Source organism: Streptobacillus felis (assembly GCF_001559775.1).
In the GTDB taxonomy this organism is placed as follows: Bacteria; Fusobacteriota; Fusobacteriia; order Fusobacteriales; family Leptotrichiaceae; genus Streptobacillus; species Streptobacillus felis.
Genome location: NZ_LOHX01000032.1, coordinates 22,991 through 39,897 on the forward strand (window position 1 = coordinate 22,991; position 16,907 = coordinate 39,897).

Annotated in this window: 23 protein-coding genes; 20 read left to right on the top strand and 3 right to left on the bottom strand. The window is 25.2% G+C overall.

Features of this window, described 5'->3' with window-relative positions; genetic code table 11:
* Positions 1 to 40: 40 nt before the first annotated feature.
* A complete protein-coding gene (locus tag AYC60_RS00525; RefSeq protein ID WP_067319978.1) occupies positions 41 to 406 on the bottom strand; it encodes a type II toxin-antitoxin system PemK/MazF family toxin in 366 nt (121 codons plus the stop codon).
* Between the two features lie 306 nt (positions 407 to 712).
* Positions 713 to 1,402, bottom strand: coding sequence for a helix-turn-helix domain-containing protein (locus tag AYC60_RS00530; RefSeq protein ID WP_067319980.1), 690 nt, complete (start codon positions 1,400 to 1,402; stop codon positions 713 to 715).
* A 182-nt stretch (positions 1,403 to 1,584) separates the two neighbouring features.
* Here AYC60_RS00530 and AYC60_RS00535 point away from each other — a divergent pair, with 182 nt between their 5' ends.
* Genes AYC60_RS00535 through AYC60_RS09420 form a run of 4 tightly spaced genes read left to right on the top strand, consistent with a single transcriptional unit; the run spans position 1,585 to position 2,271 of the window.
* The gene (locus tag AYC60_RS00535; RefSeq protein WP_067319983.1) at positions 1,585 to 1,797 is read left to right on the top strand and encodes a helix-turn-helix domain-containing protein; all 213 of its coding nucleotides are present in this window, start codon (positions 1,585 to 1,587) and stop codon (positions 1,795 to 1,797) included.
* Positions 1,798 to 1,819: 22 nt separating this feature from the next.
* Positions 1,820 to 1,960 carry a hypothetical protein gene (locus AYC60_RS08445; RefSeq protein WP_156447608.1) on the top strand — a complete coding sequence of 47 codons (141 nt, stop codon included), beginning with the start codon at positions 1,820 to 1,822 and terminating at the stop codon, positions 1,958 to 1,960.
* Entirely contained in the window at positions 1,957 to 2,127 is a 171-nt protein-coding gene (locus AYC60_RS08450; protein WP_156447609.1) for a hypothetical protein, read from the top strand. The genes AYC60_RS08445 and AYC60_RS08450 overlap by 4 nt, the downstream gene beginning before the upstream one ends.
* A 9-nt stretch (positions 2,128 to 2,136) precedes the next feature.
* Positions 2,137 to 2,271, top strand: a complete 135-nt coding sequence (locus tag AYC60_RS09420; protein WP_269146635.1) for a hypothetical protein — start codon at positions 2,137 to 2,139, stop codon at positions 2,269 to 2,271.
* A 3-nt stretch (positions 2,272 to 2,274) separates the two neighbouring features.
* Here AYC60_RS09420 and AYC60_RS00540 read toward each other — a convergent pair whose 3' ends face one another.
* Positions 2,275 to 2,586 carry a hypothetical protein gene (locus AYC60_RS00540; protein WP_067319985.1) on the bottom strand — a complete coding sequence of 104 codons (312 nt, stop codon included), beginning with the start codon at positions 2,584 to 2,586 and terminating at the stop codon, positions 2,275 to 2,277.
* A 138-nt stretch (positions 2,587 to 2,724) separates the two neighbouring features.
* Here AYC60_RS00540 and AYC60_RS08455 point away from each other — a divergent pair, with 138 nt between their 5' ends.
* The 16 genes from AYC60_RS08455 to AYC60_RS00605 all read left to right on the top strand — a co-directional run.
* Positions 2,725 to 2,883, top strand: a complete 159-nt coding sequence (locus AYC60_RS08455) for a hypothetical protein (RefSeq protein WP_156447610.1) — start codon at positions 2,725 to 2,727, stop codon at positions 2,881 to 2,883.
* A gap of 11 nt (positions 2,884 to 2,894) precedes the next feature.
* Positions 2,895 to 3,209, top strand: a complete 315-nt coding sequence (locus AYC60_RS00545; RefSeq protein ID WP_067319988.1) for a hypothetical protein — start codon at positions 2,895 to 2,897, stop codon at positions 3,207 to 3,209.
* 22 nt (positions 3,210 to 3,231) lie between these two features.
* The gene (locus AYC60_RS00550; RefSeq protein WP_067319991.1) at positions 3,232 to 3,477 is read left to right on the top strand and encodes a hypothetical protein; all 246 of its coding nucleotides are present in this window, start codon (positions 3,232 to 3,234) and stop codon (positions 3,475 to 3,477) included.
* Positions 3,478 to 3,595: 118 nt separating this feature from the next.
* The gene (locus tag AYC60_RS00555) at positions 3,596 to 3,964 is read left to right on the top strand and encodes a hypothetical protein (RefSeq protein WP_067319993.1); all 369 of its coding nucleotides are present in this window, start codon (positions 3,596 to 3,598) and stop codon (positions 3,962 to 3,964) included.
* A gap of 224 nt (positions 3,965 to 4,188) precedes the next feature.
* Positions 4,189 to 4,362 carry a hypothetical protein gene (locus AYC60_RS08460; protein ID WP_156447611.1) on the top strand — a complete coding sequence of 58 codons (174 nt, stop codon included), beginning with the start codon at positions 4,189 to 4,191 and terminating at the stop codon, positions 4,360 to 4,362.
* Positions 4,363 to 4,377: 15 nt separating this feature from the next.
* Positions 4,378 to 4,596, top strand: coding sequence for a hypothetical protein (locus tag AYC60_RS00560; RefSeq protein ID WP_067319996.1), 219 nt, complete (start codon positions 4,378 to 4,380; stop codon positions 4,594 to 4,596).
* A 78-nt stretch (positions 4,597 to 4,674) separates the two neighbouring features.
* On the top strand, positions 4,675 to 4,956 hold the full coding sequence (locus AYC60_RS00565) for a MarR family transcriptional regulator (protein ID WP_067319998.1): 282 nt from the start codon (positions 4,675 to 4,677) through the stop codon (positions 4,954 to 4,956).
* A gap of 210 nt (positions 4,957 to 5,166) precedes the next feature.
* A complete protein-coding gene (locus AYC60_RS00570) occupies positions 5,167 to 7,146 on the top strand; it encodes a phage/plasmid primase, P4 family (protein ID WP_067320001.1) in 1,980 nt (659 codons plus the stop codon).
* Between the two features lie 348 nt (positions 7,147 to 7,494).
* Positions 7,495 to 7,866 carry a hypothetical protein gene (locus tag AYC60_RS00575; RefSeq protein WP_067320004.1) on the top strand — a complete coding sequence of 124 codons (372 nt, stop codon included), beginning with the start codon at positions 7,495 to 7,497 and terminating at the stop codon, positions 7,864 to 7,866.
* 169 nt (positions 7,867 to 8,035) lie between these two features.
* Complete coding sequence (locus tag AYC60_RS00580; protein ID WP_067320006.1) at positions 8,036 to 8,398, top strand: hypothetical protein; 363 nt, start codon at positions 8,036 to 8,038, stop codon at positions 8,396 to 8,398.
* A gap of 197 nt (positions 8,399 to 8,595) precedes the next feature.
* A complete protein-coding gene (locus tag AYC60_RS00585) occupies positions 8,596 to 8,976 on the top strand; it encodes a hypothetical protein (RefSeq protein ID WP_067320008.1) in 381 nt (126 codons plus the stop codon).
* A 42-nt stretch (positions 8,977 to 9,018) separates the two neighbouring features.
* On the top strand, positions 9,019 to 9,627 hold the full coding sequence (locus AYC60_RS00590; RefSeq protein WP_067320011.1) for a hypothetical protein: 609 nt from the start codon (positions 9,019 to 9,021) through the stop codon (positions 9,625 to 9,627).
* A 425-nt stretch (positions 9,628 to 10,052) separates the two neighbouring features.
* Positions 10,053 to 10,211, top strand: a complete 159-nt coding sequence (locus AYC60_RS08465; RefSeq protein WP_156447613.1) for a hypothetical protein — start codon at positions 10,053 to 10,055, stop codon at positions 10,209 to 10,211.
* A gap of 711 nt (positions 10,212 to 10,922) precedes the next feature.
* A complete protein-coding gene (gene pulA, locus AYC60_RS00595) occupies positions 10,923 to 13,709 on the top strand; it encodes a type I pullulanase (RefSeq protein ID WP_067320014.1) in 2,787 nt (928 codons plus the stop codon).
* A gap of 62 nt (positions 13,710 to 13,771) precedes the next feature.
* A complete protein-coding gene (gene cls / locus AYC60_RS00600) occupies positions 13,772 to 15,325 on the top strand; it encodes a cardiolipin synthase (protein WP_067320017.1) in 1,554 nt (517 codons plus the stop codon).
* A 95-nt stretch (positions 15,326 to 15,420) separates the two neighbouring features.
* On the top strand, positions 15,421 to 16,907 hold a 1,487-nt coding region (locus tag AYC60_RS00605; RefSeq protein WP_156447614.1), incomplete at its 3' end, for a filamentous hemagglutinin N-terminal domain-containing protein.

Genomic DNA, 16,907 nt, shown 5'->3' on the forward strand with positions numbered 1-16,907 from the left:
TTTTTTGAGCTAGTCAACGGACTAGCTTTTTTATATACAATTATTCTATATCTAATATTTTATTGAAAAATTTTTCAAATGAAACTTTTAATCTTCTTAAATCTTCATTATCTAAACTAAACTTTTTTTTAGATATTATCATTGTCTTGTCTATTTCTCTAATTTTTCTTAATTTAATAAAAGCATAATCATATTTAGGTTTTTCACTATATTTTTTATTACATATAGTTATACCACCTCTATATTTTTTATTTTTTTTCTTGCTTGTTAAAGGTGCTATTAATAAAGTATTATCTTTTTTGCTAACCTCACTTAAAACAAGTCCAAAATGTTTACCTTTTAAAACTTTACTATTTTCATTAATATTTGGTAAATCAATCAAATAAACTGAAAACATTTCAATCATTTTTATTTACTCCTTATAAAAAAATTAAGCATACCAAAATGATATGCTTACAACTATCCTTAACTAATAAGGCTTAAAATCTTTTGTTATTGTCCTTAACTAATAAGGCTTAATTTAATATATCATTTTATATATTTTTTGTCAATAAAAATTTACTTTTTATGCTAAAAAATTTGCTTTTTATGTTAAATTATTTCTATTATTTTACAACATACTCTTATTTTCAATTTATAGCCCATTTAAGACATTTTATGCCCTTAGCCTTATAATGTGTTATCTTATACCGATATTGTTTAAAATAGCCTATCATTTGGGGCTATTTTTTGTTTTATCAAGTTTTAATTGTGCTATGTCTCTTATGTCCTCTACAATCTCTACATTATCAATTTTTGTTGTAATATCAATTATTTCTTTTTGTAGATCTTGTATCTTTTTGTTTTGTGATAGATTTATATTGTTTATTTTATTTCTTTCACCAAATAAATTATCTGGAAAATCATTATCAAAATTATCAAAATTATCTTTATAATTTTTTTTGAAATATTCTACATAATCAATAATATTAAAGAAAATAGAAAAAAATAAAATATCAATATAAGGACTATCTAAAGTAAATGGAAATTTTATTCCAATGTTTTTACAATATTCTTTTGCAATATTAAAATCATAAGGTGTTTTTAAATGTTTGTCTATTAATTCTAATAAATCCATTTTATCATTTTCATTTAATTTTATTTCATAATCTTCTATAAAGTCTATAAATTCATTATACGGCGATAATAATGTGTTGTGATTTTTTAAACCTAATAATTCATTTAATGTAACATTTAAAAATCTAGCTATTTTTTCTAAATTTTTTAACGGGATATCTTTTATTATGCCTTTTTCATATCTTGATATATTAGCTTCAGTGGTTCCTATCTCGTTTGCCAATTGTTTCATAGTAATATTTTTACTTTTTCTTATTTCTCTTATATTTTTACCTATTTCATTCATAACTTACACCACCTTTTCAACTTGATTATATCATTTTATTTCTTGCATTACAAGTAAGAAAAAGAATACAAAAAAATAAAAAATATAAATTAAAAATATATTTTTTAAAAAAACTTACTTGACAATTAAGTTTAGAATATAGTATACTTACTTAAGAGGTAAGTTAAAAGCGAGGTGAGAATATGAAAAAAAATACAAATATTGTTAATTTAGGGTTGAATTTAATGTACTTTAGAAAAGTTAAGGGGTTAAGTATAAATGATATAGCTAATAAGTTGAATATGCACCCTTTAGCATATGCAAAGTATGAAAAAGGTACAGTAAATATACCAGCAAAAAAGTTAATAGCTATATGTGATATTTTAGAACTAGAATTAATATTACAACCTAAATAATAATTGAAAGGAACAAAAAACAATGATCAAAGAGGAAAAGAGAAGACAAAGACAATTAAAGAAAATTAGAGAACAAAAAGAATTAAATGAACTGATGGAAAAAATGGGTATTAGTTTTGAGGTAAGAGAGAGTAAGACACAAATAATAGGTGGTACATTATGAAATTAATTGAAATATTATTTTTTCATTTAAAACTAGGGTTATTTATAGCCTTATCAATTAACTTAGGTAATGAAAATATTTACAATGCTAAGATTAGTGCAATTATATTCATGTTAGTTTGTTCAATAGAAATTATATTAAGAATTAAAACAAAAATACTAGATTAGGGGGTTAATATGTTAAAGACTACTATAAGACTACAGGACAAAGATTATAACAATTTAAAGCGTTGTAGTGAGTTATTAGGGGTAAATATTACAAGTATTATTACAATAGCTATATTTGAACATTTAGCAAATAAAAAAGCCTAGTAATTAAACTAGACTAAAGTTATTAATAAAATCATTTACAAGTAAGTTTATCAGTAAATTTTTAGATATATTTAGTTGTGTAGATTTTTCAAGTAGTAGATTATCAATTGTAGGGGACATAATAAATAATAATCTATATGTGCTATTTATTTTGTAATTAAACTTGTTATTATTTAGTTTTATTTTTTTAAAATCATTAAAATAAAAAACTAAAATAGACATTATAAAACTTTTTTTAGATATGTTTAAAACATTACAAATATTATCAAGTTTATTATTTAAATTTGTATCAAGTCTTAAAGTATATTTAATCATAGTTTTACCACCTTATAGTTGATATATTTTTTATATCATACCATAAAAAATAAAAAAAGTGTATTGACATAAAAAATATGCTATGATATCATTAAAACATAATAACATATAAAATATGTCGATGAAAGGGGTAGAAAAATGCAAAGAATACTTTTAAAAATCAAGCCTAATATTAACTTATTACTAGAACGAGAAAGCAAAGAAAAGGGAACAAGTAAAAACAAGTTAATTAATGGAATAGTAAACAAGTATGTAAAGAAAAAGTTAAAACAATTAGAAAATATTGAAAATGTTTAGGAGGTTATAAAGTGGGAGTAATAGCAAGAATAGAACTAGAACAAAATACAATTAACAATATAAAGCTGTTATCAAATAAAGTTAATGTAAGTATTAACAATATAATCATATTATCTTTATGTATGAACTTAACAAGTAATATAAACGGTTTAGAGATAAAAGACAAAGTTTTAAAAGTTTATACTTTTTATAACATTGAAATAGATAAAAATGTTAATACAGTACTAGAGAAGAAAGCAAAAAGACTTAACACAACTAAAGCAATATTAGTTGATTATTTAGTAAATGATTATGTTAAAAGAATTTTGAAAAATTTATCAGTATAAAAATATAAAGGAGTGATTACCAATGGAATTAAGAGAAGTTGAAACAATGGAAAGTAATAACAAGGAAATTTTAAACGCGGGCCTTAGAAAAAGCCTTTTTGAAAAAATATACGCCAATCATACTAAATTACAAGCACTATTAAAACTGATAGATAAAGCTAGCGAGATAACTAACGGCGTGCAATTAGATTATGATGCATTTGCTATACTGATGGACTTATCAAAGAATATTGAAAAGGATTTGCTAGTATTAGAACTAAAAATATAAATAATTTTGAAATTAAAAGCCCATATTTTAGTTTAATTAGTATTTAGGGGTAAATATAGCCTAAAACTGATCTTAAAGCTTGTAGGGGTAAAATATTAAAGAATAGGAGTATATAAAAATGAAATATAATAAACAATCAAAAATAAATAGATTAGAAAAAGAATTACAAGTACTAAAAGAGGAATTAAAGGAACTAATAGAAAATCAATTACCATTAGCTTTAAAACTTGATATTAAGGGAACTGATGGACTAAAAGATGTAGTACCTAATCTAAAAAAAGAGTATTTAAACGGTAATATTGATATAAATAACTTTATTGAGTTATTAGGGTCAATATATGCTACTGTAGGTTATGAAATAGGACACCAAGAAACATTAAACATATGTGAATATGAAAGCAATATTCAAGAAAAAGAAAGACAATTAAAATACTTAAAATATAAATTAGGAGTTGTAAAGCGTGGAACAGTTAGAAATAGAGATTAAAAAAATAAGAGAAAAAAACTTTTTTCATTAAAAGTATATTGTTTAAATAGTAGAAAAACTTTTTTTCAATTAGCTAACTTTTTAGGGGTAGATGTAGAAGAATTAGAATTTTTATTATTAACCAGAAATATAACAACTAATCAAATATTTAAAATAAAAGAGTTTTTGAAAATGAGTGAACAACACTTTAATAGTTTGTTATGTTATTAATGAAAGGATATAAAATGAAAAAAATAAAAGATATTAAGAGTATAAAAGCAAAAAGAAAAATTGCCAAAATATTTTATGATCTATATTTTAATAAAGGTATTAGATTTATTGAACACGAGGATGGTACTAAGGAAGAATTAAACGGTAATAGAATATATGAAAATTATGTAAAATACTTTGGAAATTAAAAGGGAGTGTTAACAATGTTAGATAGTATAGATATTAATTATTGTGAAAAAGATAAGATTATAGGTTATGAGTTTATAACAAAGTTTTTAGGGTGTAGTCCCTCAACGGCTTGTAAATTTATCAAGAAAGCTAATGAACTAGCTAAAATTGACGGCGTACAACTCTTTATAAAAGGAAAGACTACCTTAAGATACTTTTACCGTGCTTGTGGTATCAGTACTAAAGTAGTCTAAAATCTAATCTAGCTAATTAGATTTTATCACAAGCAACAGTAAAAAAGCAAGTCAATATAAATGAAAGGGGTGCAAAAAGTGGAACATAATAAAATAATTTTAGATAATGATATTATAGAATATTTATTATTTAGGGTATCAAAAAAAGAAATGTCTAAGACTGCTTTTATAGTTTATTGTTATTTAGTGAATAAATATAAATATAGAAAAAAGATAGAACGGTTAAATATTACAAAGATAAGTGAATATTTGAAAATAGATAGGAGTACAACAATGAAAGCCGTTCGGGAACTTGATAAACTTGAATATGTTAGAATAAAACACCTGATATATAGAACTTTTGATTTTTATATTATGTAGTTCAAAAAAGGGTTATATTGTGGAAAAATCAACAATCGTTGTGGAAAAATCAACAACAAAACATTGTGGAAAAATCAACAATCGTTGTGGAAAAATCCACAATAAGGTAAAAATTGAATTTACTATACACGAGACAAAAAAACAATAAAAGTTTAAGTCTTTAATTAAAATCGTTTTAATAAATAAAATATAAAAAATGGAGGTGGAAGATTGAAATTGAAATATATAAAATTGAATAATGATAAAAGCCCTTGTGGTAAATATGAAAATACAAAATACACAACGGATAATATTGAAGTAGCTAAAAAGTGGGACAATATAGGGTTGATATTACCTAACAATATTATTGTAGTTGACTTTGATAGTAGGGGAGACATAGCACTAGACATATTAAAAAAACATATTGAACTGAATAAAAAAGATAACCGGTACAAAATACCACGAGCAATTAAAACAACTAGAGGGGTACACTTATATTATCAATTACCTAATGAGGGTTATTTTAAAGATTTTAAGTTCAACAATGTTAGTGGTATTATGACAGTATTAGGTTGTAAGGTAGATTATAAAACGGGACAAGATAACAAAAAACAATATATTATAATTAAACTTAATGGAGTAGTTAGGGAGGTATTAAGCGACATTGAACTAGATAACTTGCCTATTATACCTATTCAGTTAATGCCATTAGTATTTAAGGGACAACAAGAAATAGTGAACTTGAACGAGGGGTCAAGAAATAGTGAACTTTTTAAACATTTAGGTAATGCAAGATGGACATACAACAAAGTATTTGATAATGTGGAAGAGTTGACATTTTTAGCCCATACAATAAATAGTTATATGATTGAAACTTTAGAACCTAAAGAGGTTGACAACATTGTTAAAAGTGTAATGAGTAAGGAACTAGATAAAGTAAATGGAAGTAATAAACAGTTTTTTAGTACAACAAAAAATGGAAATCAAAAACTAGATATATTTAAACTTAGCGACTATTTACAAGAAGAGTTAAAAGTAACAAGATATAACGGCAGTTTATACTTTAAAATCAATGGAGCTTTTACAAATGATATAGGTTTATTATATACCTATTTAGCTAAAGAAATAGGGTTACAATTAACAAAAAGAGAAGACGAGGAACTAAAACATCAATTAGGTAAAACATATAATGAAATTGATATAAAAAGTGATTTGCCTATTGTTTTTAATAATGGTTATGCAGTAACTCAAAAAGGTGAGGTAATAAAGTATAAAAGTGAACAGTTTACCCCATATTACTTAGATGTTGCATATAATCCTAACGCCTATAGTGAAGATGTAGATAAGTTTTTAAAATGGTTTATGTGTGGTGATTTGCAAATGGTTGAGTATTTAAAAAGAATATTAGGACACATTTTAATTACTAATAATATGCCTCAATTTGCTTTTTTCTTTATCGGAGATAGTGGAGCAAATGGAAAGAGTACATTTTTTGAAATTATTAGAAGTGTATTTAATAATGTATCATTTACTCTAGACTTAGAAGAATTAAATAGAAGTGATTACCTTATGCAATTAAACAATAAATTAGTAAACTTAGGGGATGATATAGACAGTACTTATATAGAAAAGTCTAAAAGTTTTAAAATGGTAGTATCTGGTAATGCTTTAACAGTTAGGGCCTTGTATAGCACTCCTGAGACTTTCAAAAATCAAGCTAGTTTAATATTTGCTTGTAATGATATGCCTAACTTCAAAGATAAGTCAGGAGGAATTGCACGGCGTGTGCGTGGTATTCCTTGTAATGCGTACATTGAAGAAAGTAAAAGAGATATAGGACTTATTAAAAAGTTAACAACTGAAGATGCTAAAAGCTATGTGTTATGGTTAGCAATTGATGGTATGAGGGACATACTAAGACACAACGGACAAATGCGAGAGCCTAAGGAAGTATTAGAACTAAGTAATCAATACATTATTGATAGTGATAGTGTTAAAAGTTTTATCAAGTATCTAAATGAAGATAATTTAGATTATTTAGATTGTGAGCCTTTTACAGTATATTACAATTATACTAGCTATTGTAATGATTACGGTTTTAAAAGTTTAGAACGCTCAACATTTACAAAAAGGTTTATAAAGTATTTAAGTTTAACGACTGAGCCTAAAAGAATAAATGGAGAATTAAAAAGGGTTTTTGTTAATAAGTGAATTAAAATAATATTAAAAAAATAATGGTTACACTTGTTACACTTAGGTTACACTTATTTTTTTGTAAGTGTAACCTAATTAAGTCAGTAAAAATCATAGTTAGATTATATATGTTACACTTGTTACACTTATTTTTAATAAAAGTAGATAAGAAAAAATAAAAAAAAGTAAAGACATATAGTAATATATATAAAAAGTTTTGTAAAAAATATGTGTAACTGTAACATAAATAAAAACAAAACTAGTAAAAATCATATCTAGAATAGGTTACACTTATAATTTTATGTGTAACTTATGTGTAACCTAATGAATAACAAAAAATAAAATGACAATAGAAAGTAGGGGAAAATGGAAGATATATTCAAAACAATGAACAAACTAAGATACCATAATGGTATAGTTGAATATTTTGAAAAAGGTAAAGTAAAAAAAATAAAGTTTAAAGAATTATATGAGGACTATAAAAGCTATTTTGAAAATACCGAGGTAAATACAGTTGCGTTACCTTATGATTTGTTTATGTATTTCTTTTTAGATATTATGGAGTGTATGGAGTATGTAGACAATATGGACAGTGAAGACTCTAAAATTTGTGGAGTTTTAGGGATGGAGCAAATAAGAAAAAAATATGGGGATATACATTTAAGGGGTACGGTGTTTTTGATTAACGGTTGCAAAAAAGTTTTTATCAACTCTAAAGAGGTATTTACTAGAAGTTAAAGGAAAATAAAAAAAATTTTTATATACTGCAATAGGGTTATGTTATGGAATGCATAGGGGTAGGGGGGGTGGTGTAAAAAGTTTAGATATGTAGGGGGTATAGACCGCATCAACTCAATACTTTAGAGAAATTCCCCTTACCTATGCGAGTAAAGGGTGGTAAATAAAAATGAATTATGAAATATTAAACAAACTAAAAAAAGTAGATGGAGTTATTAGGGTAGGTAATGATAATATAATCAATCTAATTGACTTATACCATTTGTATGAAAAATATATTTTTATAGTTAGAGCTGATACGCCGTTGGAATATGAATTATTCATATATTATCTAATTAAATTGTTAGGTTATAAAGTGGAAGATAAACAAATAATAATAACTATTGATAATTTAAAAGATGCAAAGTTAAGAAACTTATTTATAAAAATTCACGACATAGGGTACAATTATAAATTTAATGAATATTGCGAGAAAATTAGAGAAATGGAACGGGAAACAATTAAATATTTTGGTAATGTATATGAAAGTTGATAGAACTCTAAAATCAAGCCCATGTTATAGCTTAATTTTAAAATTTTAGCCTATAGCCTTATAATTTATCAAAAACAATAAGATTTTAAAATTAGGGGTGTTTTAGAGCAAAATAGAGATATATTAACATTATTAATGATTTTAATAGTTAATCATTTACAAAACAAATATATAAAAATGAAAGGATAAAAAAATATATGATTATAAAAAGTAATGAAATAGAACAAGCAAGACAATTAATTAAAGTCGGTTATGGTGGTAATGTAGATATATTAAGGGTATACAATGAAAATAATACAAGGTTGATAGTTTTAATTGATATACTTGAATATTTATACAATGTGCCTAGAAATGAAAAAAGAAGAGGAATAGAAACAAATAAATATACAAAATATATAAAAAATGGTATAAAGAACAAAAAGGAACTATTAACAAAATGGAGTGGAAAGCAAACAACAAACTTAATTAATGATATTGCATTAATGGAAATAATAGCAAGTGTGAAAGGGTATAAAGTTTTAAACAGTGAAGAAAGTAAAGCATATAATGAATATTTGAAAACAATTAAGAAAGGTTAAAATCTAACAATAGCTAATATTTGATATAAAGTAGGTGCATAAATGGTAGTTGAAGAACTGATACAAGCTAAAAAATCAAAAAACATAGGTAGATACTTATTAAGTAGATATAATGATTATTTGGAGGAATTACAAGAAATAGACTACAAAATTAATAATATTAGTGATAGTGATTATATGCCAAGTTTATATAATAGCCCTTTAGCTAATATAGGGGTTAAAGTACAAAAAACAAAAAAACATTTTGATTTTTTAGTGCAAAAAGAATATATGCAAGGAAAGTATAAAGAAAGTTTAGAAAATCAAAAACAAGAAATAAATAGATTGATTAATTTGTTAAATAAAAGCCTTGAACTGTCTAGCCTTAATAGCTGGTATGAACTACTTAAAAAAACTTACATTGATAAAACAATTAACGAGAACATAAAAAACAACGATCTAAAATATGCCTTAAATGACTTCAATATTAATTTGATAAATATTTGTAGTGGTAGTAGTGATATAACAATTAAGTATATGTTTAATGAGGAGCTAGACAAAGAAAAATGCAAACAATTGAACATAGCTAATTTTAAAGCTATGAAAAAGATAGAAAAGAAACAAGAAACATTTAACAGTAAATTAGAACAAGATTTATTGTTAATGTTATAAATAAAAATCAATATACAAAAATAATGGTATAAAAAACAAGTAAAAATCAATGTTTTTATTTAAAAAAGTCTTTACATTTATTAATGTATATGGTATAATCTAAGTATAGAAAGGAGGGAAAAAGATAATGTTTAGTAGTATACTGAAACAAATAAAAAAAGCATTAAACAAAATTAATACCATATCATTTGAAACAAAAATTATAATCTTATTAATGCTTTTTCAAATACTAATTGCCTTATTAAAATAAGGTGAAAAGGTTAGAGGGTTAGCCCTCTAGCCTTAGTATACTATGATATTAAAAAAAAATCAAATAATAGGAGTGATACAAAATGACTAAAGTATTTATGATAACTATTTCATTAACAGTTATAGGAATAGTTTTATATAAAGAGTTTAAAAACAAAAAATAAAGGGGGTATATTATGGAAACTAGAGGAAGAAAGCCAACGGGTAGGGTTAGAAATAAAAGCCTTAATTTTAAATTTACACAAGAAGAATTAGATAAGATTAATTTAAAGCTAGAAAGCACACAAGAAAAAAATAGAAGTAATGCACTGCTAAAGCTATTAAAAATTAAATAGGTTATAAAGGTAGATTATTTTATTAATCTATCTTTTTTTGAGCTATTTATGTAATCGGTTGCATAAATATGTAAAGTGTTTTTGATTATATAAAAGGAAAAACCCCTTGGGATTACCAAAGGGTTCTAAAGATCTTATTATTGATACTACTAATATCAATGATAAAAAAATAAAGCTCTATTTGTTTTATTATACCAAATATTAATTGTAAAAACAAGAAATCAGTTAAAATATAATTAGGTATTTATGAAAGTGTTTGCATAACAAGGATAGACAAAACAAGATACAATAATTATAAAATGTATAGAATAGCAAGCCAAATAAAGCCCATAGACAAGAATAAAAATAAAAGTGGGGTGTTTATACCTCTAATATTTAAAATAAAGCCTATAATTGATACACAAATAAATTAAATCAGTATTTGAAATAGGAACAGTAAAAAAACAATATAGTAAATTTTATATTGAATACAAATAAAAAAAATAATTACTTTTTAAAATTTTATGGTATACTATATAATAAAAATTAGTAACACAATTTTTTTAATTTATCAATGTTTTTAAGATACAAAAAAGGTACTAAAAAAGTACTAAAAATTCTAAAAATAGGGAAAAAATGCTAGAAATAGAAAAAAATAAGACTAAATAAAGCTAGTAAATACTAGTATATAGTTTTAAATGTAAAGCTTTTAAATAAGAAATGGAGGTATATATGAATAAACTATTTAGAAAATTATTATTCACTTTTTTACTTTTTGTTCAAATAGTTGTATTTGCAGCAAGTACTAAAGTTATAATTCACTATCAACCTAGTGAGAATTTAGAATGGGACTTATGGGTATGGCCAGATAAAAGTAATGGTAATGCATATGCATTTGATAAAGAAGATGAATATGGTAAATATGCTGAAATTACTTTGGATGGAGAACATAAAAAAGTAGGATATATTGTTAGACTATCAGATTGGTCAAAGAAAGATGTTGGAGAAGATAGATTTATTAATATTGAAGATGGTGAAGCTGAGATATGGGTTAAATCACAAGATGTTACCACATATTACTCAAATCCAGATAAAGCACCATTAGTATTTGATAATGTTAATCTAGATATTTCATATTATCCTGTTGAAAAAGATGCTAATAAATATAGGGTAAAGGTTTGGGCTGAAGGTCAAAAACCAAAATATATTAAATTAGTGCAAGATGGAGAAAAATTTGTTGCCAAAGGTAATTATGAGGGTAAAGAAATTACTAAATTAAATTTTGAAATTACTAAGAGATGGTGGTTTTTCTTTGAGAAAAAAGTTGATGTTGCAAGAGAAATTACTAAGATAGATGAAAGTGGAAATGTAAATATTTTCATAAATCAAGAAGATAAGACTATATATAAATCTGAAGAATCTGCAACTAAGCCTAAAGCAATTGAAAGTGCTAGTATAGATGCAATGAATGCAATTACGGTAAAAACAAATAAAAATTTCAATTTAGAAAAAGAAATTGCTAGAGGTATAACTGCAAGTTATGATAACAAAGTTAAAGAAATAGTTTCATTAACAGAAGATGCAGTGCAAACAAATATATTCAAAATAGTTTTTGATAAAGACTTAGATTTAAAGAATAAAGATGGTAAAATTAATATGGCTACATTTGGAGAATCTAAAGTAAATTTAGGAAGTGTAGTTAGAGATAAGAGTTTTGATGATTATTATGCATATGATGGAGAACTAGGAGCTATATATACTAAAGAAGAAACTACTATTAAAGTATGGGCTCCAACTGCAGATTTTGTAAACTTATTAACTTATGAAGGAGATAAAGTTACAAAAGAAGCTATGACTTTAGGAGATAAAGGTGTTTATTCTATAACTTTATCTGGAGATAAATTAGGACTTGTTTACCAATTTGAAGTAGGTGTTAATGGAGAAGTTAATGTTACAAATGATCCTTATACTTATTCAACTACTGCAAATGGTGAAAAATCTGTGGTTGTTAATCCAACTATATCAGAAGTAGCAAATCCTAGTTTAGAAGACGTAATAATATATGAATTACATGTAAGAGATTTATCAGTACATCCAGGAAGTGGAATACTTAATAAAGGTAAGTTCTTAGGTTTAACAGAAACTGGAACTAAAACTGCTAGTGGACAAATTACAGGATTAGACTATATCAAATCTTTAGGAATAACACATGTACAGTTATTACCTATATATGATTTTAGTTCATATTCAGTAGATGAAACTGATCAATTTGCAAGATATAACTGGGGATATGATCCAGTAAACTATAATACTGTTGAAGGTTCTTATGCTACTAATCCATATGATCCTAATGTAAGAATACAAGAATTACAAAAAACAGTAGATGTATTACATCAAAATAATTTAGGTGTAATTATGGATGTAGTGTATAATCATGTATTTAGTGCTGGGGAACATGCATTTAATAAGATAGTTCCAGGATATTACTATAGATATGATGGAGATGGTAATTTAACTAATGGAACTGGTGTAGGAAATGATGTTGCAAGTGAAAGAAAAATGGTTAAAAAATTCATAATAGATAGTTCAAAATATTGGGCTAAGACATTTAAATTAGATGGATTCCGTTTTGATTTAATGGGTATACTTGATATTGAAACTATGAATGAATTAAGAGATGAAATGAGAAAAATTAATCCTAACTTCTTTATACTAGGTGAAGGATGGGATATGGGAACATTAGATCCTGAAATGAAAGCAAGTCAAAATAATGCAAATAAACTTGAGGGGATAGCTTTCTTTAATGATGATTTTAGAGATGCAGTAAAAGGTTCTACATTTGGAGAAATAGGAAAAGGATTTGTTAGTGGAAACCTAAAACAAGAAGAGAGACTTTTTGCTTCAATAAAAGGGGGAGAAGGTATGAGAACATATACATCTCCTATGCAATTAATACAATATATTGAAGCGCATGATAATTTAACTTTATTTGATCAAATTAGTAGAACTAATGATACAGAAGACTTAGCAACTATAACTAGAAGACACAATTTAGGAACTACTATAGTTCTACTTTCTCAAGGAGTTCCATTTATTCATGCTGGACAAGAATTTTTAAGAACTAAAGGTGGAGATGAAAATTCATATAAATCTAGTGATGAAGTAAATAGACTTGATTGGGAACTTGCAAGAAGAAATGCAGCTAGCATAGATTTAGTAAGAGAATTAATTAAAATACGTAAATCTAATCCTGACTTTAATTTAAAAACTTTTGAAGAAGTTAATAAAACAATTAAACCTATTAAAGTTATGGATCAAATTATAGCATATACACAAGCAGATAAAGTAATAATATTTAATGCTAGTGGAAAAGATAAAGAAGTTCAGGTGGAAAATGGTAAATACATAGTACTTGTTAAAGCAAATAAGGCTAAGGCTGAAGGGCTTGAAGAATTAGAAGTGAAAGATGGTAAAGTAGTAGTGCCTATGCAATCTGCATTAGTACTTAAGAAAAAATAATATTAGGGGCATTTGCCCCTTTTGTTGATTTTTGATATAATGAAAAGAAAAAGGAGAATAAAATGTCTACAATAAAAGAAACAAGTAAAAAAAGTTTTTTAAAGTTAGTGTTTAGTAGAACTTTAATAGTTACAGTATTGCTATTAATAGAAATAGTCATAGTTTTAATGTCAATAATGTGGTTAGGGAAAAATATGTATCTATTAGTTGGTGGGAGTAGATTAATAAGTTTTTCAATGATAGTTTATTTAATAAATAATAGACAAAATGCAAATGTTAAATTAGTTTGGATAATATTAATATTACTTTTACCTTTATTTGGAATTTGTCTTTACTGGTTTATTAAACTTGATTTTGGAAGTAGACTTATGAAAAAAAGGATAGTTGAAATACAAAATCAAACTAAGAATGTTTTAGTACAAAAACAAGAAACATTAAATAAGATTAGAGATAATAAATTATTTGAAGTAAGAAATATTTCGAGATATATTAAAAAAACTGGTGGATATAACGTATATCAAGATAGTGAAGTTAAATATTATTCTTTAGGCGAATATATGTTCCTTGATATGTTAGAAGCATTAAAAAATGCACGTAAATTCATATTTATTGAATATTTCATAATAGAAGAAGGGAAAATGTGGAATTCTATATTAGAAATACTAAAAGAAAAAGTATTAGAAGGTGTTGAAGTTAGGGTTATGTATGATGGTACTTGTGAATATTCAACTCTAGATAGAGACTATCCTAAGGAATTAATTATGCATGGTATTAAAGCACAAACTTTTTCTCCAGTTAAACCTTTTGTTTCAACACACTATAATAATAGGGATCATAGAAAAATTATGGTAATTGATGGTGAAATAGGATTTACAGGTGGAGTTAATTTAGCTGATGAATATATTAATGAAATAGTAAAACATGGTCATTGGAAAGATACTGGAATAAGAATAATGGGTGATGGAGTAAAAACTCTTACTTTAATGTTCTTACAATCATGGAATATTTTTGATTATGAAAATAATGAATATTCTAAATATTTAGATATACCTCATAATATTAAAAATGATGGATATATAATACCTTATGGAGATGAACCTTTTGATGACGAACTTTTAGGAAAAAATGTATATATAGATATATTAAATAACGCTAAGGAATATGTATATATAATGACACCATATTTAATAATGGATAATGAATTAACAGCAGCAATGAAATTTACTGCAAGCAAGGGAGTTGATGTAAGAATAATACTTCCTCATATAGCTGATCAAGCTATGCCTTTTGCTTTAGCACATAGTCATTATTCAGAACTTATGGATGCTGGAGTAAAAGTTTATGAATATACACCAGGATTTGTACATGCTAAGATGTTTATATCAGATGATATTAAAGCAGTAGTTGGGACTATTAATCTTGATTATAGAAGTCTTTATCATCATTTTGAAAATGCTGTATATATGTATAATATGGATGCAATTAAAGATATTAAAGAAGATTTTGTTGAGACATTTAAAAAATCACAAATATTCACACATAGAGATTTAAGAGAAGATAAATTATCAAGAAAATTAATAGGTAGATTAATGAAGATTTTTGCTCCATTAATCTAAGTAAAATGGTGGGTTTATAACCACCTTTTTACTTGACAAAAGTACAAAAAAATGATAGTATTAGTTAATTTAATAACACACAGGAGGACTTCAACATGAAACATACATTAAAATTAACTTTTCTAACATTTTTAACTACATTTTTTTCATATACAAACATAACAGTAGATGGAAAAACTAATGTATATGTAGAAAAGAGTAATAATGGTGTAGATATCATAAATATTTCAACTCCAAGTCCTAAAGGTGTAAGCCATTCAACCTTTAAAGAATTTAATGTAAGTGAAAAAGGTGCTGTAATAAATAATGCAAAAAATATTGCAAGAAGTAGAATAGCTGGATTAATAAATGGAAATAATAATATAAAAGATACAAGAGCAAAACTTGCACTTCTAGATGTAACAGGATTAGAAGAAAGTAAACTAAAAGGAATACTTGAAGCATTAAGTAAAGATAAATTAGATGTAATACTTTCAAATCCTAATGGAATAACACTAGATGGTGCAAGTTTTTTAAATATACATAATATGGCTTTAACAACTGGTAAAGTAGATATAGATGAAAATAGTAATGTTACATATTCTAAACCTAAAGGAGAAATTAAATCACTAAAAGAACTAAATACAGATGAGAATTTAGAGATAATATCTAATACCTTTAAATCAGAAGGAGATATAAAGGCAAAAGAATTAAAAGTAATGACTTATGCTGGAGAAGAAGGCATAAAGCTAAGTGCAGATATCATAGGCTCTATACATGGAGATGTAGTAAAGATAGTAGCAACAAAATCAGGTATAGGAGTTAAAAGTATAACTTCAAAAGATTTAACATTAGAATCAAAGACACAAGCTAAAATAGAGGAAATAAAGACAGATAATCTAAATGTTAAGGTAGAAGAAGATTTTACAAATAGAGATAAAATAATATCAAATAATAATATAAATATATCAGCTAAAAACATAATAAATGATGGAAATGTATTAATAAGTGATAATATATCATTAAAAGCTAAAGAAAATATCTCAAATCTAAGTGGAGCAATAATACATGCAGATAATATCTTAAATTTAGAAAGTAAAAACCTTAATAATATAGGTAAGGTGAATTCTTATGGAAATCCAATAGTTAAATACAAAGATAAAAATGGAAACATAATAGAAAATATAGAAGAGTGGAAAACAAAATTAAAAGAAACATATAGATCATATAATGCAGGTATATTATCAAGTACAGATGAAGCAAAGATAAATGCTCTTTCAGCCTTTTATGATGAAGTAGTAGTAATAGACCCTACTGAATTTGATTGGAGAGTATGGAAAGATTGGGGAGATGTAAAATACAATAAGGAAAGAGCAGGAAAAGCTGGAATATTTTACAATCTAAATGGGAGTGAAATCTTAAGTAAGGAAAGAATAGAAGAAATAAAGAATAAGAATAAAGAAGCAATGTATTCAAAGTATTCTGATGATTACTTAGGAGAAAGTAATGAAAACATACTTTTAAAAGGTTTTGTAGATAATGAAGACAAAGATACAAGTTTTTCAATACTTAGTGGAAATAATATTAGTATTACTACAAAAGA